21 protein-coding genes are annotated in these 21364 nt (G+C 67.6%); 13 read left to right on the top strand and 8 right to left on the bottom strand.

Features of this window, described 5'->3' with window-relative positions; translation table 11 throughout:
• Positions 1–15: 15 nt before the first annotated feature.
• Positions 16–2022 carry a HAMP domain-containing protein gene (locus J7643_09315; GenBank protein ID MBO9540775.1) on the top strand — a complete coding sequence of 669 codons (2007 nt, stop codon included), beginning with the start codon at positions 16–18 and terminating at the stop codon, positions 2020–2022.
• Here the strand turns inward: J7643_09315 and J7643_09310 are convergent.
• Complete coding sequence (locus tag J7643_09310; protein MBO9540774.1) at positions 1996–2607, bottom strand: pseudouridine synthase; 612 nt, start codon at positions 2605–2607, stop codon at positions 1996–1998. The two genes, J7643_09315 and J7643_09310, sit on opposite strands and share 27 nt — an antisense overlap.
• A gap of 84 nt (positions 2608–2691) precedes the next feature.
• Here J7643_09310 and J7643_09305 point away from each other — a divergent pair, with 84 nt between their 5' ends.
• The gene (locus J7643_09305; GenBank protein MBO9540773.1) at positions 2692–3153 is read left to right on the top strand and encodes an NUDIX hydrolase; all 462 of its coding nucleotides are present in this window, start codon (positions 2692–2694) and stop codon (positions 3151–3153) included.
• Here J7643_09305 and J7643_09300 read toward each other — a convergent pair.
• The 7 genes from J7643_09300 to J7643_09270 all read right to left on the bottom strand — a co-directional run bounded on the left by J7643_09300 (position 3150) and on the right by J7643_09270 (position 9107).
• Entirely contained in the window at positions 3150–4499 is a 1350-nt protein-coding gene (locus J7643_09300) for an aldehyde dehydrogenase (protein ID MBO9540772.1), read from the bottom strand. The two genes, J7643_09305 and J7643_09300, sit on opposite strands and share 4 nt — an antisense overlap.
• A gap of 55 nt (positions 4500–4554) precedes the next feature.
• The gene (locus J7643_09295; GenBank protein ID MBO9540771.1) at positions 4555–5343 is read right to left on the bottom strand and encodes an SDR family oxidoreductase; all 789 of its coding nucleotides are present in this window, start codon (positions 5341–5343) and stop codon (positions 4555–4557) included.
• Positions 5318–5998 (bottom strand): TetR family transcriptional regulator, encoded by a 681-nt coding sequence (locus tag J7643_09290; protein ID MBO9540770.1) that lies wholly within the window; start codon positions 5996–5998, stop codon positions 5318–5320. The genes J7643_09295 and J7643_09290 overlap by 26 nt, the downstream gene beginning before the upstream one ends.
• Before the next feature lie 104 nt (positions 5999–6102).
• Positions 6103–7155, bottom strand: a complete 1053-nt coding sequence (mnmA, locus tag J7643_09285; protein ID MBO9540769.1) for a tRNA 2-thiouridine(34) synthase MnmA — start codon at positions 7153–7155, stop codon at positions 6103–6105.
• A gap of 22 nt (positions 7156–7177) precedes the next feature.
• Entirely contained in the window at positions 7178–7399 is a 222-nt protein-coding gene (locus J7643_09280; protein ID MBO9540768.1) for a hypothetical protein, read from the bottom strand.
• Positions 7400–7540: 141 nt separating this feature from the next.
• A complete protein-coding gene (locus tag J7643_09275) occupies positions 7541–8173 on the bottom strand; it encodes a hypothetical protein (GenBank protein ID MBO9540767.1) in 633 nt (210 codons plus the stop codon).
• 325 nt (positions 8174–8498) lie between these two features.
• Positions 8499–9107, bottom strand: a complete 609-nt coding sequence (locus J7643_09270) for a hypothetical protein (GenBank protein MBO9540766.1) — start codon at positions 9105–9107, stop codon at positions 8499–8501.
• A 333-nt stretch (positions 9108–9440) separates the two neighbouring features.
• Between J7643_09270 and J7643_09265 the strand changes: the two genes are divergently transcribed.
• The 11 genes from J7643_09265 to J7643_09215 all read left to right on the top strand — a co-directional run bounded on the left by J7643_09265 (position 9441) and on the right by J7643_09215 (position 21284).
• Entirely contained in the window at positions 9441–10709 is a 1269-nt protein-coding gene (locus tag J7643_09265) for a patatin-like phospholipase family protein (GenBank protein MBO9540765.1), read from the top strand.
• Positions 10710–10711: 2 nt separating this feature from the next.
• Positions 10712–11869, top strand: a complete 1158-nt coding sequence (locus J7643_09260) for a DNA double-strand break repair nuclease NurA (GenBank protein ID MBO9540764.1) — start codon at positions 10712–10714, stop codon at positions 11867–11869.
• Positions 11870–11926: 57 nt separating this feature from the next.
• Positions 11927–12502, top strand: coding sequence for a hypothetical protein (locus J7643_09255; protein MBO9540763.1), 576 nt, complete (start codon positions 11927–11929; stop codon positions 12500–12502).
• Positions 12502–14163: an ATP-binding protein gene (locus tag J7643_09250; protein ID MBO9540762.1), complete on the top strand. Its 1662-nt coding sequence runs from the start codon at positions 12502–12504 to the stop codon at positions 14161–14163. The genes J7643_09255 and J7643_09250 overlap by 1 nt, the downstream gene beginning before the upstream one ends.
• A gap of 117 nt (positions 14164–14280) precedes the next feature.
• The gene (locus J7643_09245) at positions 14281–14754 is read left to right on the top strand and encodes a hypothetical protein (protein ID MBO9540761.1); all 474 of its coding nucleotides are present in this window, start codon (positions 14281–14283) and stop codon (positions 14752–14754) included.
• An 8-nt stretch (positions 14755–14762) separates the two neighbouring features.
• Positions 14763–15134 (top strand): DUF393 domain-containing protein, encoded by a 372-nt coding sequence (locus J7643_09240; GenBank protein ID MBO9540760.1) that lies wholly within the window; start codon positions 14763–14765, stop codon positions 15132–15134.
• 187 nt (positions 15135–15321) lie between these two features.
• Complete coding sequence (locus tag J7643_09235) at positions 15322–15834, top strand: hypothetical protein (protein MBO9540759.1); 513 nt, start codon at positions 15322–15324, stop codon at positions 15832–15834.
• A gap of 2 nt (positions 15835–15836) precedes the next feature.
• On the top strand, positions 15837–17348 hold the full coding sequence (locus tag J7643_09230; protein ID MBO9540758.1) for a hypothetical protein: 1512 nt from the start codon (positions 15837–15839) through the stop codon (positions 17346–17348).
• Positions 17349–17362: 14 nt separating this feature from the next.
• Positions 17363–18172, top strand: coding sequence for a hypothetical protein (locus tag J7643_09225; GenBank protein MBO9540757.1), 810 nt, complete (start codon positions 17363–17365; stop codon positions 18170–18172).
• A 3-nt stretch (positions 18173–18175) separates the two neighbouring features.
• Complete coding sequence (locus J7643_09220) at positions 18176–20674, top strand: carboxypeptidase regulatory-like domain-containing protein (protein MBO9540756.1); 2499 nt, start codon at positions 18176–18178, stop codon at positions 20672–20674.
• Positions 20675–20792: 118 nt separating this feature from the next.
• Positions 20793–21284: a hypothetical protein gene (locus tag J7643_09215; GenBank protein MBO9540755.1), complete on the top strand. Its 492-nt coding sequence runs from the start codon at positions 20793–20795 to the stop codon at positions 21282–21284.
• Positions 21285–21364: the final 80 nt, after the last annotated feature.

Raw genomic sequence — 21364 nt, 5'->3', positions numbered from 1 at the left:
AGCGAGGTAGGCACGATGCAAACGCCGGACTCGAAAGGAAAGCGCCTCCTCGTTTTGGCCGCCTTCGCCGGTCTCGCCTGCCTGGTCAACCTCTTTCCCGTCCCGCTTTTGCCCGGTATCCACTTCGTGCTCGGCAGCGCGGTGGTCATGGTGGCAGCTATCGTGGGTGGGCCCTGGTGGGGGCTGGTCGCGGGCATGGCCTCGGCCCTTCCGACGCTCGTCTACTGGGCGGATCCGCCCGCCCTGTTGCGCTATGGCTTCGAGGGCTTCTTCGTCGGCGCCCTGGCGCGCCGCTGGTCGCCGCTGGTCTCGGCGCCGCTCTTCTGGCTCGTGTTCGGGATTCCCTCCGAGGTGGCGCTCACCGACGGGTGGCCCCTCTCGGACACCGTCCGCTTCGCGCTGTTCGCGGTGGGCTTCAAGCAACTGCTCAACGCCCTGATCTGCGCGACACTCGCCGAGACCCTCCTGCTCGTTCCGCCGGTGCGCCGCTGGCTCCGTGGCGCCATCAGCGGTGCCTACCTGCCGGCGATGACCCTGCGCAAGCTGGTCTTGATCCTCGCGATGCTCGCCGCGAGCATCCCGATCCTGGTACTGACGGCGACCGGCTCGCGCGAGTTCGGCGAGCTCTGGGGGCAGCGGGCCGAGGCGATCGCGCAGAACACGGCGAGCGAGGCGGCGCTTGCGATCCAGCGCCGCTTCGCGAACGACGGGGCGGCCTCGCAGCCGGAAGACTTGAAGGCGGAGCTCGAAGCGCGCCTCGCGGAGGATCCCACGCATTCGGTCGCATCCTTTGCCCTCGTGGCGGGGGATGGGCGCGTGCTTGTGACCGTCGGGAACCCCTTGCCCGAGGCCTTGGTCCGCCGGCTGCCCTTCGCCGGCCCGCAGGGGACCGTCTCGATCGCGGCCGGAACAAAGAACCAGCCGGTTTTCTTGCAGGAGCTGGACGTGGTGCGGGGCGCCTACGTCACCCTCGTGCGGGGGCCGTGGCAGGTCGTCGCCGTGATCGACCACCAGGTGCTGCTCCAAGAAGTCACGCGCCGCTTGAGTAACGCGCTCATCGTGCTTGCGGTCCTCCTGGCCTGCGCGCTCGTGCTCGCCAGGCTCATGACCCCCTTGCTCACTCGACCTTTGGGCCGCCTGCGCCAGGCCCTCCACGCCGTGGCGGACGGGGACCTCTCGACCCGGGCGGGGCGCGAGGAGCTTGTCGAGATCGACGACCTGGGGCAGAGCTTCAATGCCACCACTTCGCGCCTAGAGGAGAACGTCCACGCCCTTCAGGAGGCCAACGAGAAGCTCCAGCGCGCCATGGCCCGGCTCACCGAGCTCGACAAGGTGAAGTGGACCTTCCTCAACGCCGTCAGCCACGACCTGCGCATCCCGCTCACCTCGATCGTGGGCTACGCGGAGTTCCTGCAAGAGGGAATGGGCGGCAAGCTCGGCGACGAGCAGCTGCAATTCGTCGACCAGATCCTGAAGTCCAGCGACTACATGACCCGGCTGCTCAACGAGCTGCTGGACTTCGCCCGCCTCGAAGCCGGCCGCTTCAAGATCGAGCCGACCGAGTTCGATTACGGGCCCTTCCTGCAAGAGACGTGCGCCAAGTTCGAGTACGAGGCCGAGCGCAAGGGCTTGACGCTCTCGGTCGAGCCGCCGAGCGCGCCCATCACCCTCGTGGCGGATCCGGACCGCCTGATCCAGGTGCTCAACAACCTGCTCTCCAACGCCATCAAGTTCACGCCCACGGGCGGGCGGATCACGGTGAAGGCCTGCAAGGAGGCCGACGGTCGGACCCGGACCGAGGTAAACGACACGGGCCTCGGCATCCCCCCCGAGGCTGTCCCCCACCTCTTCGACCAGTTCTTCCAGACCGAGGCCGGCAAGAAGGCCGGCGGCACGGGCCTCGGTCTGCCCATCGTCCGGACCATCGTGGAGGCCCACGGCGGCGAGGTCGGCGTCGACAGCGCGCCGGGCAAGGGCAGCTCTTTCTGGTTCACCCTACCGGCGACGCCGCCGGCCACCTGACGGGGGGCGCGAGAGGGCGCGGAGGGCGGCGACCTCCTCGGAGCTCAGCTCGCGCCAGGCGCCGGGGGGCAGCGCCCCGAGACTGAGGCCCCCGAGCCCCACCCGGTAGATGCGCAGGGTCGGAAACCCCACCGCGGCGGTCATCTTGCGAATCTGGCGGTTGCGTCCTTCGCGCAGCACTACCTTGAGCCAGGCGGTGGGCACGTTCTTGCGGAAACGCACCGGCACCGGCCGTTCGGGAAGATCCGGCGGCGCGTCCAGCAGCTCGAACTCCGCCGGGCGGCTTTGCTTGCCCTCGAAGACGACCCCGGTGCGCAGCGCGTGGAGCGCGGCCTCGTCGGGAATGCGCTCGACCTGGACCAGGTAGGTCTTGGGATGCTCGTAGCGCGGGTCGGTGAGCCGGTGCGAAAGCCCCCCGTCGTCGGTCAAGAGCAGGAGGCCTTCCGAGTCCTTGTCGAGACGGCCGACCGGGTAGACGCCCGGGACCTGGACGTAGCCCCTGAGGGTCTGGACGGGGTCGTCGCCCGAGAATTGGCTCTGGACGTCATAGGGCTTGTTGAGCATGAGGTAGCGGAATGCGGCCATGGGAGTAATTCTAGCGCCTCTTGGGTCCCTTGCGTGTTAGAATATCAGACGCCCTTACGGCATTGGAAAGGACAGGAAGCCCTCTTGGCCAAGGTCAAGCACCAGGTATCCTCTGGCGGCGTGGTTTTTCGCCGGCACGAGGATCGCATCGAGATCGCGCTCATCGCCATCCGCGGCGGGCGCGTCTGGGCGCTGCCCAAGGGACGCGTCGAAGCCGGCGAAACGCTCGAGCAGACCGCCCGGCGCGAGATCTTCGAGGAAACCGGCATCGAGGGCGAGGTCATCGACCGCCTTTCCACCATCTCCTACTGGTTCTACGCCAAGGAGGAAGAGGTCAAGGTCCACAAGACCGTTCACTTCTACCTGTTGCGCTACGTGAGCGGCGAGGCGACCGATGCCTGCGAAGAGGTAGACGAGGCTCGCTGGTGGTCGCTCGAAGAGACCTTGCCCATCCTCACCTACAAGAGCGAGCGTGAGACCGTCGAGAAGGCGATCGCCCGCCTGCGCGAGCGTGGCGAGCTGCCCGCCCAGGGCTTCCGGATCTAGCGGAGCAGCTTGCGCAACAGGGGCAGCTGGCGCGCATAGGGCGGGTACTTGAGGGTCGGGTCGAGCCAGGTCGCCGCCTCGTGGACGGCCTTGCGGTGGGAGAACACCTCGAACGAGTGCTCCCCGTGGTAGGCCCCGAGTCCGCTCTGATTGCGCCCACCGAACGGCAGGTTCGGATCCGCCAGGTGAACGATGGTGTGGTTGACGCAGCCGCCCCCGAAGGGCACCCTCGCGATCACCCGCTGCTGCTCGCGGCGATCCTCTGAGAACACGTAGAGCGCGAGCGGGTTGGGGTGCTCGGAGATCCGCGCGATCGCAGCCTCCAGGTCCGGAACCTTGAGCACCGGCAGGATGGGCCCGAAGATTTCGTCCTGCATGGCCGGGTGCGTCGCAGGCACGTCGCCGAGGAGGGTCGGAGCGATGTAGCGCGCTTGGGCGTCGTGCTCCCCGCCCAGGATGAGCGCCTCCGGGGTGATGAGGCCCTTCAGGCGCTCGAAGTGCGCCCCGTTGATGATGCGCCCGTAGTCGGGGCTCGTGGCGGGATTCTCGCCGTACATGGCGCGGATGGCCGCCTTGAGTTCGGCGAGGAAGGGCGCGTAGACGCGCGCTTCGACGAGCAGGTAGTCAGGAGCCACGCAGGTCTGGCCCGCGTTGGTGAACTTGCCCCAGGCGATGCGGCGGGCCGCCACGTCGAGGCGGGCCTGAGCCGTGACGATCGCAGGGCTCTTGCCGCCCAGCTCGAGGGTCACCTTGGTGAGGTGCTCGGCTGCGGCCTTGGCCACGATCCGGCCGATGCCCGTGCCCCCCGTGAAGAAGATGTGGTCCCAGGTCTCGGCCAAGAGGGCCTGGGAGACTTCCTTGCCGCCTTCCACGACTGACACGTGCGCGGGGTCGAAGGCGTCGCGCACCAGCTCGGCGATCGCCCGCGAGGAGGCCGGCGCGAGCTCCGAGGGCTTCAGGACGACGGTGTTGCCCGCGGCGATCGCACCGACCAGCGGCGAGAGGGTGAGGCCGACCGGGTAGTTCCAGGGGGCCATGATGAGCGTCGCGCCCAGGGGCTCATAGTAAAGACGCTGCCTGGCCGGTTGGAACACGAGGGGCGTCGGCACCCGGCGGGGGCGGACCCAGCGGGGCAGGTGCTTGAGGGTATGCCGGACCTCTTGCAGGACGAAGCCCACCTCGGTCAGGTAGCCCTCGGCTTCGGACTTGCCGAGGTCCGCGCGCAGCGCGTCGAGGAGCGCCTTTTCGTGGCGCTGGAGGGCGCCTTGCAGCCGGCGCAAGCTCTCCATGCGAAATTCCGGCTCGTGCGGCTTGCCGCTCCGGAAGAAGGCGCGCTGGGCGTCCATGGTGGCAGGGAGGGCATCGGGGCTCACGGGGACCTCCTTGGTCGGGGCCTTGCGCCTAGCGCATCAGGCGGTGGGCGACGGCGGCGGCGAACGGTCGGGGCATCAGGCGGGTGGACCACGCCGTCACGGCGTTCAAGAGGCCGGGCACGACGCTGGACTGGCGGCGCAGCAGCGCTTGCAGGCCGATGCGCGTGACCTCGGGGCTCCGCATCATGGCCAGGCGCTGGTAGAAGGTGGGGGCCTGGCCCGAGACCTCGAGGAAGGCGGTGGCCGTGACGCCTGGCGAGAGGACGGTGCAGGAGACGCCGGTGCCCTTGAGCTCGTGGTTGAGCGCCTCGCCGAAGCTGAGCACGAAGCTCTTGGCCGCCGAGTAGCTGGCGTAGGTCGGAGTGGGCTGGTAGGCCCCGATCGAGCTCACCTGGAGGATATAGCCGAACTTGCGCGCGACCATGTCCTTGGCGAATCGCTTGGTGAGATGCACCAGGGCGAGGATGTCGAGCTCCAGCATGGCGCGCTCGCGCTCCCAGGGGATGTCCAGGAAGTCGCCGTAGAGTCCGAAGCCCGCGTTGTTGACGAGCACGTCGATTTCGATGCCGTCCGCTGCGAGGCGCTCGTAGAGCTGGTCCGGGGCGCCCGGCGCGCCGAGGTCGAGCGCGACGACCTCGACCCTGACGCCGTGGCGCTCGCTGAGCTCTTGCTGTAAGGCCTTGAGCAGCTCTTCGCGTCGGGCCGTGAGGACCAGGTGGCAGCCCGCCTCGGCCAGGTGGCGCGCGAAGTCGCTGCCGAGCCCGCTCGAGGCGCCCGTCACGAGCGCGGTCCTACCCTTGAGGCTGGTGAGATTCATTGGATTCTCCTGTCACGAGGGCGTGCCCGGCGAAGAGCATGCCGAGGGTGGCTTCGAGCTCCTGGGTGAAATCCAGCTTGAACACGTCGAGGCCGGGGGCCTCGTAGGCGGTGCGAACGAGGGGGCTGGGGTCCGCGAGTTGCTGGAGGCCGATGATCAAGGCGTGGCTGCGGAGGATGAGCCGCAGGCCATCCCCGGGTGCGAGCACGGGGAGCGTTCGCTCGAGGGTGGCGCCTGCCTGCGCGGTGCGCGCGAGCAGAAAACGCTTGAAGGAAATCGCCGCTTCGAGCGAGAGGTTCTGTTCGAGAATCCCCGGCAGGATGCCGAGCAGGCGCGCGATCTCGGGTCGTTCGCGGAACGGCTCGCAGATGAGGCGCGCGAGGCTGTGCGGCCCCGTGGGCGGGCTGAGCGCGCCAAGGGCGCGCTCGACCCCGTCGAAGTAGGCGGGCAAGAGCTGCTCCTGCAGGATCGCGAGGAAGACAGCCTCCTTGCTCGTGAAGTAGAGGTAGAGCGTGCCCTTGGCGACGCCAGCCCGCTCGGCGACCTGGGCCATGGTGATGGCCTGGAAGGATGTCTCGACGAACAGGGCGAGCGCGGCTTCGAGGATGCACGAACGTCGTTCGAGCTTCTGTTCGCTGTGGCGGGCGCGACGCATGGGGGGGCTCCTTTAACTGACCGATGGTCAATTAATAAATGACCGCTGGTCAGTTGTCAAGCAAAAAAGAACGGGTGCCGTTGGGCACCCGCTTTGCCGAGGGGTCAGGAAACAGCGATCACGCCGCCTGCTACCAGCACGTCCCCCACGTAGACCGCAGCCACCTGGCCGGGAGAGGCCGCGAACTGGCCCTCGTCGAAGTCGATCCGGAAGCCGTCCTCGGTGGGGGTGACGGTCGAGGGGGCGGGTGTCGTCTTGTAGCGGATCTGGACCTCGGCCCGGAAGGGGGCGTCGGGTCGGGCCCACGAGACCCAGTTGACCTCGCGCGAGACGAGCGAATCGACCAGGACCGCCTCACGGGGGCCCACCACCACGGTGTTGGTCGCAGGCTCGAGCCGCACCACGTACATGGGCTGGGCGCTGGTGATGCCCAGGCCCTTACGCTGGCCGACGGTGTAGTAGGCGATGCCCTCGTGGGTGCCGAGGCGCTTGCCCTCGGTGTCCACGATGGGGCCCGGCGAGAGGCGATCGCCGATCTCGCGCTTGATAAAGCCCAGGGTGTCGCCCATGACGAAGCATACGTCTTGGCTATCGGCCTTCTTGGCGACTTCGAGGCCGATCTTCTCGGCGATGGCGCGGGTCTCGGTCTTGTGGAGCTCGCCGAGCGGGAAGATGGCACGCGCGAGCTGGCGCTGGTCGAGGCGGTAGAGCATGTAGGACTGGTCCTTGCTCGCATCCACCCCGCGCAAGAGCTGGTGACGACCGTGCTCCTCGCTGTAGCGCACCCGGGCGTAGTGGCCGGTCGCGATCGCTTCGGCCTCGAAGCGCCACTCGGCCTCGTCGAAGAGCTCCTCGAAGCGGACCTCGGCGTTGCAGATGGTGCAGGGGTTGGGGGTGAGGCCCGCCTGGTAGCCTTCGGTGAAGGCGTCCACCACCCGCTGCTTGAAGGGCAGGATCAGGTCGATGGTGTGGTACGGGAAGCCCAAGAACTCGGCGACGCGCTTGGCCTCGAAGACGGAGCGTGCGTCGCAGCAGCGAGACTCGGCGTAGTTGAGCGAGGTGACCCCGACCAGCTCGTGTCCCGCTTGCTGGAGGAGGTAGGCGGCGACGGCACTGTCGACCCCGCCGCTGAGTCCGATTGCGACTTTCTTTGCCATGCGGCCATTATAGCACCGCCTTCTAGTTCAGATCCTTGACCATCGCGCGGAAGGTCTCGGCTCGCTCGCTCGTGTCGTAGGCGTCGAGCACTCTGGCCTCGGGGCGGGGTTGGGCAAAGCTGGCCGGGCCGAGGACGCTCGGGGGATCCGTGAGGAAGAGCCCGAGCCAGACCACGGCCATGACGACGGTGGCCAGGGAGATGGTGCGAAAGAGTTGCTCCAGTTCGGGCGATTGGCTCTCCATCGGGATCCTCCTCGGGATGTGGCTGACGGCTTCGATGGTAAGGGCGGCGTGTTGCGGCCAAATCACGAATGAATCACGCGCAAAACAAGAAGCGGCGCGGGATCCGCCGGGATCCCGCGCCATCGGCAAGATGCTCCTTGCCTACCACCACCGGCGGCCGTAGCGCCAGTAACTCGGATAGTAGTACGAGCCAGCGCCGTAGTAGTACGGATAGTAGTAATTGCCGTAGTAGGGGTAGGAGTACGGATAGTAGTAGCCGTCGTACAGATAGTACGGATAGTAGTAGTTGGCGTAGGGATAGTAGGCGAAAGTATCAAACCCGAGGCCGCCAACGAAGATGTTGTTACGGAAGCCGCGGCCCGTAAATCGCCGGAAGCCACGACCCGTAAAGCCACGGCCCCGGAACCCGCGACCCGTGAAGCCACGGCCCCGGAACCCGCCGCCCCGGAACCCACCGCCCCGGAACCCACCGCCCCGGAACCCACCGCCGCGACCACGCTGCATGATGCTACGGTCGTCGTCGCCCGTCAAAGAGCCCTGGACCTTGTCAGCGGGCAGGTTGACGAGGATCTTCCTGGCATCGGCTTCGCTGATCCGCTTGGGCAGCGCGTTCAATACTTCTGCGTTGGGCTCTTGGCCTTCCGCGAGAACGCCGCGCTCAGGGGCGACTTGAGGGGTCGGGTTCTGCGTGTCGCTGACGGGCGGGACGCTCGGAGCCGCAGTCGAGCAACCGGCTGCCGTGAGGGCGAGACCCGTGACGATCCAGGTTGACATGTTTACCCGTTTCATCGTTCGCAACCTCCTGGCCCTTGGGGCCGTTCGGCGACACCGAGGAGCAACTCGCCCCCTTGTGCGCCGAGGTCGATGCTAGGGGCTGGCCATCAATCCCACAACGCGTGCTCTGGCGCTTTCGCAGGGGGCGGGCTTCGGCCCTGATCGAGGTCCCCACCCCTCTTGCAGCGAGATCGTTCGACTTACCCTCAGCACTTTGGCCATTTTTCCGGATGGGCCACCAAGGGGTTGGTGTGTTTCAGCGCCTCAAAAAGCGCATGGCGCGGGATCCGAGCGGATCCCGCGCCATGCGCGCGCTAGGTGTCGCTTACCACATCCAGCGGGAACGCCAGACGGAGGGCCACCAACGTCCGCGCGCGCCCCACGCGAAGGGGTAGTTGTAGCCGCCCCAGGTGGTCGGCCAGTAGTAGGGCGTCCAGGCGGCGCCGGACCAAGTGTAGGGGAACCACCAGTTTTGGTAGGGGTACCAGAGTGGCCCCCAGCCGCCCCAGCCGCCCCAACCGAGGCCGCTGAAGCCGAGGCCGCCGAAGCCGAGGCCGAAGCCGCGGCCGAAGCCGAATCCGCGACCAAAGCCGCGGCCGAACCCGAAGCCCCGGCCGAAGCCGCCACGGAAGCCACCGCGGAAGCCCCGTTGCAGGGTGGTGCGCGACGGCTCGTCGCCCATCGTCAGAGGAGCCTCAACCTTATCTATGGGGAGCGTAACGAGCAGTTTCTTGGCATCGGCTTCGCTGATCTCCTTGGGCAGCGACTTCAAGATATCCTCGTTGGGCATCTGGATCTCAGCGAGGATCGTGCGATCGGGGGCGACTTGCGCCAAGGGCTTCGGAGCTTCGCTGACCGTGGGGGTGTTCGGAACCACGGTCGAGCAAGCTGCTGTCGCCGTAACGGCTAAGCCGCCGATGATCCAAGTCGACATCTTCACCCGTTTCATCGTTCGCAACCTCCCGGCCCCGAGGGCCATCCGGCGGTGTTGGGGAGCCCCGAGCAATGAAGCTCGTCCCCCTGTGCGCCGACGTCGATGCTAGGGGCTGGTCCATCCTTCTACAACGCGTGCTCTCGCGCTTTTTCGGGGGGCGAGCTTGGGCCTGAAAGCCAGGTGGTGACCTTGTCATCCTGATATTTGGCTACTTGCCCTCAGCATTTTGGCCATTTTTTCGGATAAGGCCCGCTTTGCTGTAAGCGCGACGATCCGGCGCCTGCTGGGTACAAGGAGGGTGCAAGCGATGGCGCTCGCGCGGAGGGACACGATATGGGCAAGGTAGGCTTGGTACTGTGCGGCGGGGTCGCCAAGGGGGCGTACGAAGCGGGCGTCCTCAAGGCCATCGCTGAGCACCAGATCTACCCCGACGCCATCGTGGGCATCTCGGCGGGGGCCATCAACGGGACCTTCGCGGCCCAGCTCATTGCCGCCGGTCAGTTCACGGGCCAGGCGGTCGAGTCGGAGCTGGTGTACCACTGGCGCGAGACGGTCAACGCGCAGAACCTCTACCACGGCTTCGGCCGGATGGACGGCGACGAATTGGAGCGCCGCAACCTGCGCACCCTCTTCAACCGCATCGGGGTCGACCCCCTGCGCCGGCAGTACCGCCCCCGCATCGGCTTCGACTCCCTCTTCGCCTTCGAGCAGTTGATCCGTGGCGACTTCGCCTCGCTCATCTCCCACCACTTCGTCCGGCAGATCATGGAGGACTACGTCCGCCTTCCGCAGGTCATCAAGCGGCCCGTCAAGCTGAGCCTGGTCGCCACCGACCTGATGGGCTCCACCTCCTTGAGCGACGCCATGGAGCTTGCTGCGCGCTACTCGGTCTACGAGGACTACGTCTGGAGCGCCGACACCACCCACGAGGAATGGGAGGCGAACGTCCAGCCCCGCCTGACGCGGATGATCGAGGCGTCGAGCTCCTTTCCCTTCCTCTTCCCGCCCACCCGCGACGCGGCGAGCGGCGCGATGCTGTTCGACGGCGGCCTGATGGACAACGCGCCCATCGGCCGCGTGATCAGCATGGATCCTGACATCGACACGGTGCTGGTGGTGTCGGGCGTGACGGTGGTCGATCGACCCGAGCACGAGCCCGACACGCTCTACGGGGTCCTGGGCCGGGTCTTCTCGATGCTCGCGGGCCGCTTCGTCGTCCAGAACTACCGCAAGGTCCGCAAGGAGAACGACAAGCTCGCTCGCCTTCACCAGCTGCTCAAGCGCGGCAAGAACGGCAATGTCCTCGCCAACACCTTCAACGAGACCCTGGCCCTGGCGGCAGGCTACAAGAGCCTCGACGATCTGTTGGGGCGGCGGATCGTGCGCTTGATCCCCATCTTCCCCCGGCCGTCCTTGCCGGGTGACGTCTTCGAGGGGTTCTTCCACCCTGAGCTGCGCGAGACCTACATTCAGCAGGGCTATCACGACGCCAACCTCGCCCTGGGGCGCGAGGCCTGGGTCACCACCGACCTGGGTGTCGCCGACATCCCCGAGGAGGCTCTCATCATGGCGCGCGAGTTCGACCACGCCCTCGACGCCTGAGCATGCTCTACCGCGATCGCCTCTTGGGGGCCCTGGAAGCCTGCGCGAGCGCGTTCGACGCCTACGACGCCGCCCTGACCGGACGGCTCGAAGCGCTCGTCGCGGCCCTCGATGCGCTTTCCGAGGCCGATGCCGCGTCGCTCGGGGCGGCCCTTGCCACTTTCGATGCGCCCGGCGCTCTGCCCACCGAAGAGTGGGACCGGGGTGCGCGGATCCCTTTCGGCCTTTCATGGAACGACCACTCCGCGGCGAGGGCCTGGGCTTTCAATAAGCTCGCGGGCCGGCCGACCTTCGCGGCGGACGGCAGCCAGATCGAGCCCGATCGGCGCTTTTCGCTGCCGGTGGCCCTGGTCCAGGTGGGGTGGTTCGAGAACCTGCATGCCGCCGAGGCCCCAGGCTACCGCAAGGACGTGGACGTGCGAGTGCTGGGCCCCGACGACCTCAAGGAGGACGAGGTGGGCCCGCCCAAGCGCAAGGTGGACCTCGCGCGCTTCGAGCTGGAGGTGGCCGCCCTCAGGCGCTACCTGGCCGCGCCGGGTGAGCCCGGGCGCATCGTCTACCTGGACGGCAGCCTGGTGGTCTCCTTTGCTGAGAAGCGCAAGCAGGACGCCTATTCACTTCGGTACGTGGAGCTCGTGAGAGGGCTCTTGGCTGACGCCGAGGCCGCGCGGGTGCCGCTCATCGCTTACGTGGACACCTCTTACGCCCACGACCTCGCGACCATGCTCGCCAGCTGGCGGGGCCTCTCGGGGACCGGCGGGGTCAGCGACGCCGCGCTGCTTGCGGGTCGCCTGGAGTGGGGCGATCGCACCCCGACCGCCATCTGCGCGCGCGAGGGGATCCTCGACAACTATGGAGACTGGGCCCGCCGCATCGGCTTCTGCTACCTGCAGACCAATGCCGACGCGCCGCCCGCGCGCCTGGAGTACCCCCTCTGGATCCAGGAGGCGGGCCTCTTGGACGAGGTGCTGGACGTGGTGCGCGCCGATGCGATCGCAGGCGGCGGCTACCCCTACACGCTGGCGGCGGCGGATGCGACGGCGGTGCTCTCGGCGGCCGATCGCGACGGCTTCTACCGCACCGTCCAGGAGTTCCTCGACGTGCGCGGCGTGCCGCTGCGCTTCTCGAAGAAGGCCCTCTCCAAGCTCCGGCGCCGCTAGCCGGACATCAATCGTTTGTTCTAGAATCGAAAGGTTGCTTCGACTGGAGGGAAGGCCTTGCGCATCGGAAAGATCGTCTCGTCGCGATCGCACCTGGACTACGTCTGCCAGATCTACCATCCGGGTGAGATCCCCGAGCCTCCCGAGCCTGGCGCTTACGCCTTCGGCCGCTTCGTGCGCCTGGCGGGGGATGCGATCGGCATCGTCTTCGACTCCCAGCTCCAGAACCCCGACTTCGGCCACTTCGGTCCCCGCCTGAGCAACTCGCCCCAAGAGATCCGGGTCTTCACGCCGGACCTCATCGACGAGCAGGCAACGCTCGTGAGCGTCCTGTTGCTCGGGCGCCTGGGCGCTCTGCACGGGGTCCACGAGGTGCCGGGCGAGGTGATCCCGGTCCACTCCGAGGTCGAGACCCTGCCGGACGAGGACTTTGTTCGCTTTCACCGGGACGAGACGGGGCGCCTCCAGCTGCGCTACCTGCCCCTGGTGCAGGCGAACGGAGGCCCTGCGAGCCTTAGCTTGCTCCTTGCGGTCCTCGATCGCCTCAACTCCCTCTGCCCTGAGGATCGCGCACGGCTCGGGGTGCTGCGCAACGCGCTCAACTGGCAGCGAACCATCCAGGCGGTGAAGTGATGAGCCAAGACCTGTTGATCGGCACCGTCAAGGGCCCGGGCGAGAGCGCCCACGAGTACCGCTTCATCACCCCGGACAACGCCCGCACCAAGGTGGGCGAGTTCGTCTACTACCCGGTGTCGGTGGACGGCACCGAGCGCCTGATCCTCGGCAAGATCACCGAGAAGGCCATCGTTCGCACCCTGCCCGACGCCTTCCTCGCGGATCCCCACATCCCGCCTTCCGAGGTGGCCGAGCTGATCGGCTTCGACGCGGCCACCCCTGAGCTCTACGAGGTGACGGTCTCGATCGCGGGCTACTTCGATCCGCGCTTCAAGGGCTTCGTCAATCCGCGGATGATGCCCGATCCGGGTGCGCGGGTCCACCTGGCCAGTAGCGCCTTCTTGACCGAGGTCTTGAGCCCCAAGACCGAAGGGGCGCCAGGCTCGGCCCACCTCGGCTCGCTCTTGACCCGAGCGGCCGGCGAGGTGCCCGTGGTGCTGGACGTCAAGAACCTGGTCTCGACCCACCTGGCCATTCTGGCCTCCACCGGCTCCGGCAAGAGCTACACGGCGGGTGTGCTCATCGAGGAGCTGCTGCGCCCCTACAACCGCGCGGCGGTGCTCGTCATCGACCCCCACGGCGAGTACCACACCTTCCGCGAGTTCGAGAACCATCCGGCCTTCTCGCAGGGCGGCTACCGGCCTCGGGTGCGGATCATCCCGCACGATCAGGTGCGGATCCGCTTCTCGAGCCTCACCGAGACTGACGTGCGATCGCTGCTGCCCATGATGAGCGAGAAGATGAACGCCTTCCTCGGCAAGGCCTTCGACCGGGTCCGGGGCCGCAAGGGTGACGGCCACCTGTGGGGCCTCCAGGACCTCTTCAACGCGCTGGATGCCATGCGCACCGAGGGGGCCGAGGACGATCCGTCCTCCAACGCGAGCACCATCGAGGGCATCCGCTGGCGCCTCGAGGACCGCTTCGCGCGATCGCGGATCTTCCACGACCGGGACCACCTGCCTTTGCCCGAGCTGTTCGCCCCCGGCCAGGTCACGGTCATCCAGCTCAACGAGATCGACCAGGACATGCAGCAGGTGATCGTCTCGACCCTGCTCAGGCGCATCAACCGCGCGCGGATGGACACCAAGAACGGCAAGGTCCACGACGGCGAGACCTACGTGCCTTACCCGGTCTTCGTGCTGCTCGAAGAGGCCCACCGCTTCGCACCGGCCGGGGCCACAGTCGTCAGCACCCCGATCCTCAAGACGATCCTCGCCGAGGGCCGCAAGTTCGGCGTGGGGGTCGGCCTCATCACCCAGCGACCGGGCAAGCTGGACAGCGACGTGCTCTCCCAGTGCATGACCCAGTTCATCATGAAGATCGTGAACCCCATCGACCAGCAGACCATCGCAAGCTCGGTCGAGGGCGCGGGGCGCGACCTGCTGGACGAGCTGCCGGCCCTGACCAAGGGGCAAGTGGTGGTGGCGGGGGTTGCGATCAATACTCCGGTGCTGTGCCAGGTGCGATCGCGCCTGACGAGCCACGGCGGCGAGACCATCGACGCCCCGCAAGAGTGGCTCGACTACTTCGGCGTGGCCCAGGAGGCCGCCCGGGTCCAGGACGCGGCCGTGCTGCGCCCGCAGGCCAAGACCGAGCGCTTCCGCGGCTATCACATCTGAGCCACTCGAACGAAGATTTAACGCAAGCCAAACGCTCCTTTATTTCCTGGAAGGTCACTTCGAGGATCCCTGGCGGGATAACTTGACGAGTCGCGTGATTCATCAAGGAGGAACGCCATGGGCATCGACGGGATCGGGGGCGGTGGGTTCCAGGCGCTGCAGCGCGCGCAGGGTGCTCCTGACTTCAAACAGCTCCAAGAGGTCGGCGCCAAGCTGGATCAGGAGATCAAGCAGCTCGGCGAGCTGATCAAGAATGCCCTGGCGAGCGGGGCCAATCCCGAGGCGATGAAGGCCCTCATGGCCCAGCTCGCCCAGCTCCAGCAAATGGCGGACGCCGCCCCGGGCAAGGGTGACGGGGGCCTCGACGCTGGCGGCGGCCAAGGAGGCGGCGGGGCGGCCGCTCTCGACGTGGCGCGCAAGCTGGACGATATCAAGAAGCAACTCGAGGCGATCGCCCAGACCACCGGCCTCGAGGCGGGGTCGCTTCAAGCTCAGCAGCAACAGGCCCAGCTCGCGCAGCAGATGCAGGCGGGGGCCATGGAGCGCGATCGCAACTTGGTCCAGACTCCCGACCGGTTCGGCATGTACTGAGCCCCGAGGTGGACGCGCAGCGCTTGATCCTCGTCTACGATGGGGAATGCGGCTTGTGCCGGGATACCGTGGCCTGGGTGAGGGCCCGCGATCGCGCGGGCCGCATCCAGGCCGTTCCCTTTCAGGAACCTGGCCTGCTCGAGGAGCTGGGCTTGACGCGTGAGCAAGCCGCGCGCGAGGCGTGGGCGATCGAGCCTCAGGGACGACGCTACGCAGGGGCAGCGGCGATCAATCGAACTTTCCGCGCCCTCGGCGGCGTCTGGGGCTGCCTGGCCCTGCTCTATCACGTGCCTCCCGTGCGGTGGGGGGAAGATCGGCTCTATCGATGGGTGGCCGAGCACCGTAGCGCGATCCCCAGACGCTGGTGGCCCTTGCGTTAGAAGACGGACGTGAAGCGATAAGGCGCGTGGTGCTTGACCTTCACTAAGTCTTTATTATTTCTATATGAAGTCTTTCGTAAGAATGCATTAGGCGAAGGGAATAACTCCGATAGCTGAAGTTTTTCCGCTCGCGCGTTGCCATGTTGCATCGTGGCGAAGCCCTCTTGTTCAGAAAGGCCCCCTTCGAATGATGAAGTCAATCACCCAGTTTAGCGCCGGCGCCCTCGCGCTCGGCCTTTTCGTTGCCATGGCCCCCGTGGCGCAGGCTGCCACCAACGGCACCCACACCGTCAACATCAGCGTTCCGGCGCGTCTCTCCATCGTGATGGACAACCTCGCCGGCACCCTGACCGTCGATCCGGACGCGGCCGACGGCACCGCTTCGAGCCTCGCCTCGGGCCTCACCGTGTTCAGCAACTACAAGGGCGGCGCCAAGGTCAGCGTGACCGCCACCGCCCCGCAGGGCGCGGGCACCGCGGCCGGCTCGTCGATTCCCCTTTCCAACTTCAAGTACCGGGTGGATAGCTCCAACACCGCCGTCACCTTCTCGGACACCACGGCGACTTCGGTGAAGGACCTCAACACGAAGACCGGCAAGAACGGCGCCCACGTCAACGTCACCTATCTGCTCGGCAACAGCTTCGACTATGACGCGGGCGACTACACCTCGACCGTGACCTACACCGTCGCTGCCCCCTAAGCATGCGTCGGCTGTCCCTCCTGGTCGTGGCGACATGGCTGGGACTGGCAACCGAGGCGATCGCTGATTCCAAGGTGGCGCCGCCCGTGACGTCGTTGAAAAACGCCGCCACGGGGGCGCCCCTTGGCGGTGCCGTCTCCCTGGTAGGGGTCATGGAGGCCTCCAACCCTGATACGGAGCCCGTCTCGATCCTCTCCCCCGGTATCCAGTACGAACTCAGCTATTCGCAGAACGGCCCCGACGATGGTCTTTCGCTCGATCTGGACCTGGATCTCGGCGGCCTGCTCCAGGATCCGCTCTGGTTTCTGACCCCCAAGAAGGACGAGGTCGGGGCCTTCCTCGGCGCGTCGGGCGACCTTTTATCCTCGTTCGGCAGCATGCCGCTCGCCAACCTGGTCTGGGACGGGGCCGGGACCGACTCCAAGTCCGTCTGGACGGCCACGCGATCGCGGAGCAACCCCAATAACCAGGCCCTTGCGACCGCGACGCGCCAGTTCGGGCTGAGCAAGAGCAAGAAGGGTGCCCGGTATTACAACACGCAGCTCAAGCTGAAGAACAGCTGGCTGCAGCCCTGGGGCACCTATTCGGCAGGCCTCAGCTACGGATACCGCCTCGAGGATGGGCCGGTGTTGCCGACCAGCCTCGCGATCGCGCTTACCGTGCCGCCTCGCGTGGCCCTCTCGGTCCCGCCGAGTCACTTCACGTTGACGGCCGATCCGCTGGCGGCTTCGCCCGCCACCTCCAACGTGAGGGCGGTGCTCAAGAGCAACGCCCGGCCAGGGGAGGCGACGACGCTCGCCATCCGGGCAAGGCCCCTCTCGGACGGCATCAACACCATCCCCTTCGGCGCCTATACCTTCCGTCTCGGCTCGGCCGCGCCCCGTGCCCTGAGCGAAACGGACCAGACGGTGGCCTCGTTCTCGGGGCCTTCCGCCGAGACGCCCTTCGATCTGAGCTTTCAGGTGGACAGCGACTGGGCGTACGCCCCGGCCACTTACACGTCGCAGTTGACCTATACCGCCGCTTTCGCGAGCGGCGCCGCACCGCCCGCGGTCCTGACCCCCACGACCGTTGCGGTGACGGTGCCCCCTCGCTTGACGCTCACCGTCAACACGGGGCCCATCCAGCTGGTCTCCGACCCGGAGGCCCCCGGCACCGATCAGGCCGATGGCGCGGCGGTGGTCACGCTCAAGAGCAACTATGGCCAAACCACCCTCTCGGTCGCGGCGACCGCGCCCACCTCGGAGCGCGAGACCCTCCCCCTTTCGAGCTTCCTCTTTCGCGCGAGCCCCTCGCGGCCGCCGGTCGGGGGAGAGGCGGTGAGGGCGCAGGTGCAGCTGAGCCGGGGCAACGGCGTTTGGGACGCCTTCAGCCAGCAGGCCTTGAGCCTCGCCACGCTCGACGGCCGCACCGACGGCGGGATCCTGACCTTCGACTACCGGTTCCTGCCCAGCTGGGCCTACACCTCCGATACGTACGTCTCGACCGTCACCTACACGGCGGCCGGGTATTGAAAGGCGCCTCTTCCGTGCAGCACCAAGCTCGCCCCCTCCTCTTCCTGGCCCTCTGCCTGCTGAGTCTCGCCTGGGCATCCCCCGCCAAGGCTGGGCTCTCCTCGCTGTCGATCTTTCCCGCGCGCCAGGAGCTGGTCGTGACGCCTGGCGAGAATCAGGCCTTCTCGGTCACCGTCGCCAACTCGGGTAAAGACGCCCTGCGGGTCCGCGCCTACTACTCCGACTGGGGCCTTCACCCGTCGGGGGAGATGCTCTTCTTGCTGCCGGGCAAGTCTGCGTACTCCGCGCAGCGCTTCGTCACCTTCTCGCCGGCGCAGTTCGTGCTGCTGCCCAACCAGCAGCAGGCCGTCCGGGTCAACGTGGCGGTGCCAGCGGGCGTCGAGCCGGGCGAGTACCAGGGCATGCTCTTCTTCGAGACGACACCGCCTCAGGTGCCCACCAAGAAGGGTCGCTCCATGATCCTCTTCAGCCAGCGCCTGGGGGACACCCTGTACGTGGCGGTTCCGCCGTTCGAGCGGCAGGCCACGATCGGGGGCGTCGCCTACCTACCGCCTAAGGGCAAGGCCCCTGCGCGGGTCGGCCTCGTGCTGGAGAATCCCGGCAAGGTCCATGTGCGGTGCTCGGGCGTGGTCAAGCTGAGTCGACCGGACGGCACGACCGTCGCGGAGCTCAAGATCGAGGACGTGGCCCTCATCCGCGAAAGCAAGCGCCTGCTTCAGCTTCCCCTTGAGAAGGACCTCGCCCCGGGACGCTACCAGGCCCAGGTCTCCCTCGACTATGGCGGCGAGGAGGCCCTGGAGGCGGAGACCTTCCTGGAACGATAGCCTTTGCGTACGCTTTGCCGCTGGGCATGCGCAATCGGGGTGCTCGGCTTCGCCGGCGCGGCGTGGGGGGCCGTGCCGAGCGAACAGCTCCTGCTGCCCGAGGCCAAGGTGCCCGTGGTCAAGCGCGTCAAGAAGGCCGCACCCTCGCCACCACCGGCTTCGACCCAGGGAACCATTCTCAAGGTGCCGACCACTCCTTTGCCGGAAGGGGTGCTCAACCCCCTGCGCCTCATGCCCTGGCTGCCCTCGGGCGAAATGCAGCTTCATCAAGGGGCGAGCCGCTACGGGGGCGACGCGGGCCAGGGCATGAGCACGTCGCGCCTGGGCTTGTCGCTGCGCGGGAGCCAGGGAGACACGCTCTGGTCTTTTCGCTCGGTCGCCGACCGGCAGGACCAGGCCTGGCAACTCGGTGAGTTCAGCCTCGTCGGCCACCTGGGCGATCGTGGCTTTTTGACGATCGGCGACGAGGCGCTCTCGCTGGGCGCGCTCTTGATGGACGACCTGGCGATCCGCGGTGGGGGAGCCCACCTGCAGGGCCGCAACTGGAAGGGGATGGCCTTCGCCGGACGCGATCGCCCTGCCATCGCCTCGGCCGAGCGCCGCCGCACCCTCGCCGGCGCCCAGGCGGAGACGCCCCTCTCCGATCGCCTCGTCTTGCGCGGGAGGCTGCTCGCCCAGGACGACGAGGACCTTGCGATCCGCGGCGGCCTCACCAGCGTCGGGGCAGCCTACGTGGAGGGCGGGACGCGTCTCGAAGGGGACCTCGCCGCCGCGCTCGGAGGCGCGCGTCCCGACTGGGGGACGCGCTGGTCGGCCGAGGTGCCATGGGATCGCCTGCGCTTCCAGGGTACCTACCTGCGCCAGGGGGCCGACTTCCAGCCGGTTCGCTACCAGGCCTTCCTGCGCGAGGGGGGGCGCGAGAACTGGAACGCGTCCCTGAAAGCGGAGCTCTCGGGGGAATGGCAGGCCAACGCCACCATGGGGCGTGGGATGCTCAACCTGGCCGGGGATGCGGCCCTGCCGCGCCAGCAATCGGGCTTTGCCATGGTGGGGCTCGCCTACCAGCCACGGCAGGGGCCCGGCACGAACGTGAGCTACTCGCAGAGCGACATGCTCACGACCAGCGCTTCTACGTCCTATGCGCTGCGCTTCGACCGCCTCGCGAGCGAGCTGACCTTTCAGCTGCCGTTCGCGCAGCGCAGCCGGGCCCGCTGGGAGTGGTGGCAGAGCCACTTCTCAGGTGCTCCCATTCAGCAGCACCTGCTGGGCTTGCAGGAGAGCGGCCTGTTCGGCAGCGCCCTGGACTGGAACGAGAACGTGACGCTTCGCGCGGATGCCCCGACCAGGCTCCTGCACGGCCTCGCCTGGGGCGGGCCGCTCCTGGATCGACGGGTGCAGGTCCGTAGCGGCGCCTTTCTCGAACACCTGGCGACCGAACCCTTCGATCCGAGCAGCCGCGTGGGGCTGAGCCTCGATCTGAGCACCCTGCTCTCCGAGAGCGAGCAGCTCAGCGCGACGGGGGCGCTCGAACAGAGCATCGGTGGGCCGGCGAGTGCCCGCTGGCTCGCTCGCTACGAGAGCCGCTTCGGGCCACCGGGCGAGAGGACGCCTGATGAGCGCCCGGCGCGCCTCGGCGGACGCGTCTTCTTGCCGCCCGGCACGGTCACAGGCGAGCTGCGGGTCCTGCTGGATCGGGTGCAGGTTGCGACGGTGGCCCCGGATGGGCGCTTTGCCTTCGACGAGGTCACGCCGGGCCCTCACCTCGTGTCGCTCGACGCCAATCGCTTGCCTTTGGCGCTTGCGATCGCGCCTGCTCAGACCGTGCGCGCCGTTACCCTGGCCAAGGGGCAGCAGCTTCTGGACCTGCGCTTCGACGTCCAGCTCGCGCGCCGCCTCGCGGGCCGCGTGCGCGATCGCCAGGGGCGCGGCGTGGCGTCGCTCACCGTGGCGCTCGAAGGCGAGGAGGCGCGCGAGACATGGACCGACGCGGAAGGTCGCTACGCCTTCGAGGCCCTGCCGGCGGGCCATTACGTGGTACGCCTTGCGAGCTCCTCGATGGACGGCGACTATACCTGGGAAGAGCAGGCCCATGCCATTTCTCTGAAAGAGCAGGCCGCACGCGACGACCTGGACTTCGTCGTGAGCCAGAAAGAGGCCCCCCTGCTCAAGCTCGACGGCTCCCTGTCCGCTGAGTTTTTCGAGACGGCGGCCGAGCCTCAAGCGCCGCACAACTCGCCGCCGCCCGTGGTCTTCACCCCCGACCCCGCCGTGCGCGGGCGGCCCGTCACTGTGCGGGTCCGGGCGATCGCCACGGCGCGTCAGGTCTGGCTGCGCTTCGAGGGATCGCCACCCATCCCCTTGCGCCGGGTGGACAAACGTGACTGGCAAGTGACGACCCGGCTCCCTGCCACGCTGCCCGCCGGCTCGTGCCGGGTGGAGCTTCAAATGACCGCGCCGCGCGGCATCAAGCGCCTGGTGTTGACGCTCAAGCTCAGAAATTAGCTTTGGTCATATCGCACGAGGCATGCGTGAAACTTCGTCGGTCCCGGCCTGTGGCATGGGCGTGAAGGCAGGTATCGTAAGCCTTGGCTGCATAAGCGCAGCCCGGGAGGTCTGCACCATGCGTCAGGCAGGCGAGTGGATGGGCTGGGTTGTGGCCGGGGCGATGATCGTGGCGTCGTTGAGCGCCTGCGACCACTTGACCGGGGCCTACGGCCCGCGCAGCGAGCAAAATCCCTTGATCGTCCGTTTTGAGGCGCGCCCTGCCTCCACCCTGGAGAAGCGCGGCCCCTTCGAACTCATGGCCCTTGCGAGCGGGGTGGGGATGATGGCCTTCAACTGGCGCACCAGCGCAGGCTGGCTATCGGTCGCTTCCGAGAGCGTGCCGGTCGCCTCGGACTCGCTGGCCACCAGTTACAGCGCCTACCTGCCGCCGCGTACCCCGGGCATCTACGAGGTCTTTCTCACCGTCAAGGACGGCGGCGGGGGCACCTTCCAGCGGGTCGCGCGCTTCCAGGTGGACGGGGACGGGGCCCGGATCCTGTCGCCGCAACCGGCGGGAATCCCCTGGCCGCCGGGCATCGTGATCCTCGAACGGCGCGAAAGTCACTAACGAAAGGTTAGCCCCCTTTTCAGACGGGCCGCGATCGACGATAATGGAGGTCTTGCGTGCCGCGCGTCGTGCCGGCTCGC

It is taken from the genome of bacterium (genome assembly GCA_017744355.1).
Classification (GTDB): domain Bacteria; phylum Cyanobacteriota; class Sericytochromatia; order S15B-MN24; family UBA4093; genus JAGIBK01.
The sequence above is the reverse complement of the archived record's forward strand: the minus strand, read 5'-3'. Positions and strand labels throughout refer to the sequence as shown.

Coding starts and splice junctions, on each gene's coding strand:
- J7643_09265 (MBO9540765.1), top strand. CDS start 9,441: ATGGGCAAGGTAGGCTTGGTACTGTGCGGCGGGGTCGCCAAGGGGGCG.
- J7643_09290 (MBO9540770.1), bottom strand. CDS start 5,998: ATGCGTCGCGCCCGCCACAGCGAACAGAAGCTCGAACGACGTTCGTGC.
- J7643_09230 (MBO9540758.1), top strand. CDS start 15,837: ATGCGTCGGCTGTCCCTCCTGGTCGTGGCGACATGGCTGGGACTGGCA.
- J7643_09300 (MBO9540772.1), bottom strand. CDS start 4,499: ATGGACGCCCAGCGCGCCTTCTTCCGGAGCGGCAAGCCGCACGAGCCG.
- J7643_09270 (MBO9540766.1), bottom strand. CDS start 9,107: ATGTCGACTTGGATCATCGGCGGCTTAGCCGTTACGGCGACAGCAGCT.
- J7643_09315 (MBO9540775.1), top strand. CDS start 16: ATGCAAACGCCGGACTCGAAAGGAAAGCGCCTCCTCGTTTTGGCCGCC.
- J7643_09215 (MBO9540755.1), top strand. CDS start 20,793: ATGCGTCAGGCAGGCGAGTGGATGGGCTGGGTTGTGGCCGGGGCGATG.
- J7643_09245 (MBO9540761.1), top strand. CDS start 14,281: ATGGGCATCGACGGGATCGGGGGCGGTGGGTTCCAGGCGCTGCAGCGC.
- J7643_09310 (MBO9540774.1), bottom strand. CDS start 2,607: ATGGCCGCATTCCGCTACCTCATGCTCAACAAGCCCTATGACGTCCAG.
- J7643_09295 (MBO9540771.1), bottom strand. CDS start 5,343: ATGAATCTCACCAGCCTCAAGGGTAGGACCGCGCTCGTGACGGGCGCC.
- J7643_09275 (MBO9540767.1), bottom strand. CDS start 8,173: ATGTCAACCTGGATCGTCACGGGTCTCGCCCTCACGGCAGCCGGTTGC.
- J7643_09280 (MBO9540768.1), bottom strand. CDS start 7,399: ATGGAGAGCCAATCGCCCGAACTGGAGCAACTCTTTCGCACCATCTCC.
- J7643_09260 (MBO9540764.1), top strand. CDS start 10,712: ATGCTCTACCGCGATCGCCTCTTGGGGGCCCTGGAAGCCTGCGCGAGC.
- J7643_09250 (MBO9540762.1), top strand. CDS start 12,502: ATGAGCCAAGACCTGTTGATCGGCACCGTCAAGGGCCCGGGCGAGAGC.
- mnmA (MBO9540769.1), bottom strand. CDS start 7,155: ATGGCAAAGAAAGTCGCAATCGGACTCAGCGGCGGGGTCGACAGTGCC.
- J7643_09235 (MBO9540759.1), top strand. CDS start 15,322: ATGATGAAGTCAATCACCCAGTTTAGCGCCGGCGCCCTCGCGCTCGGC.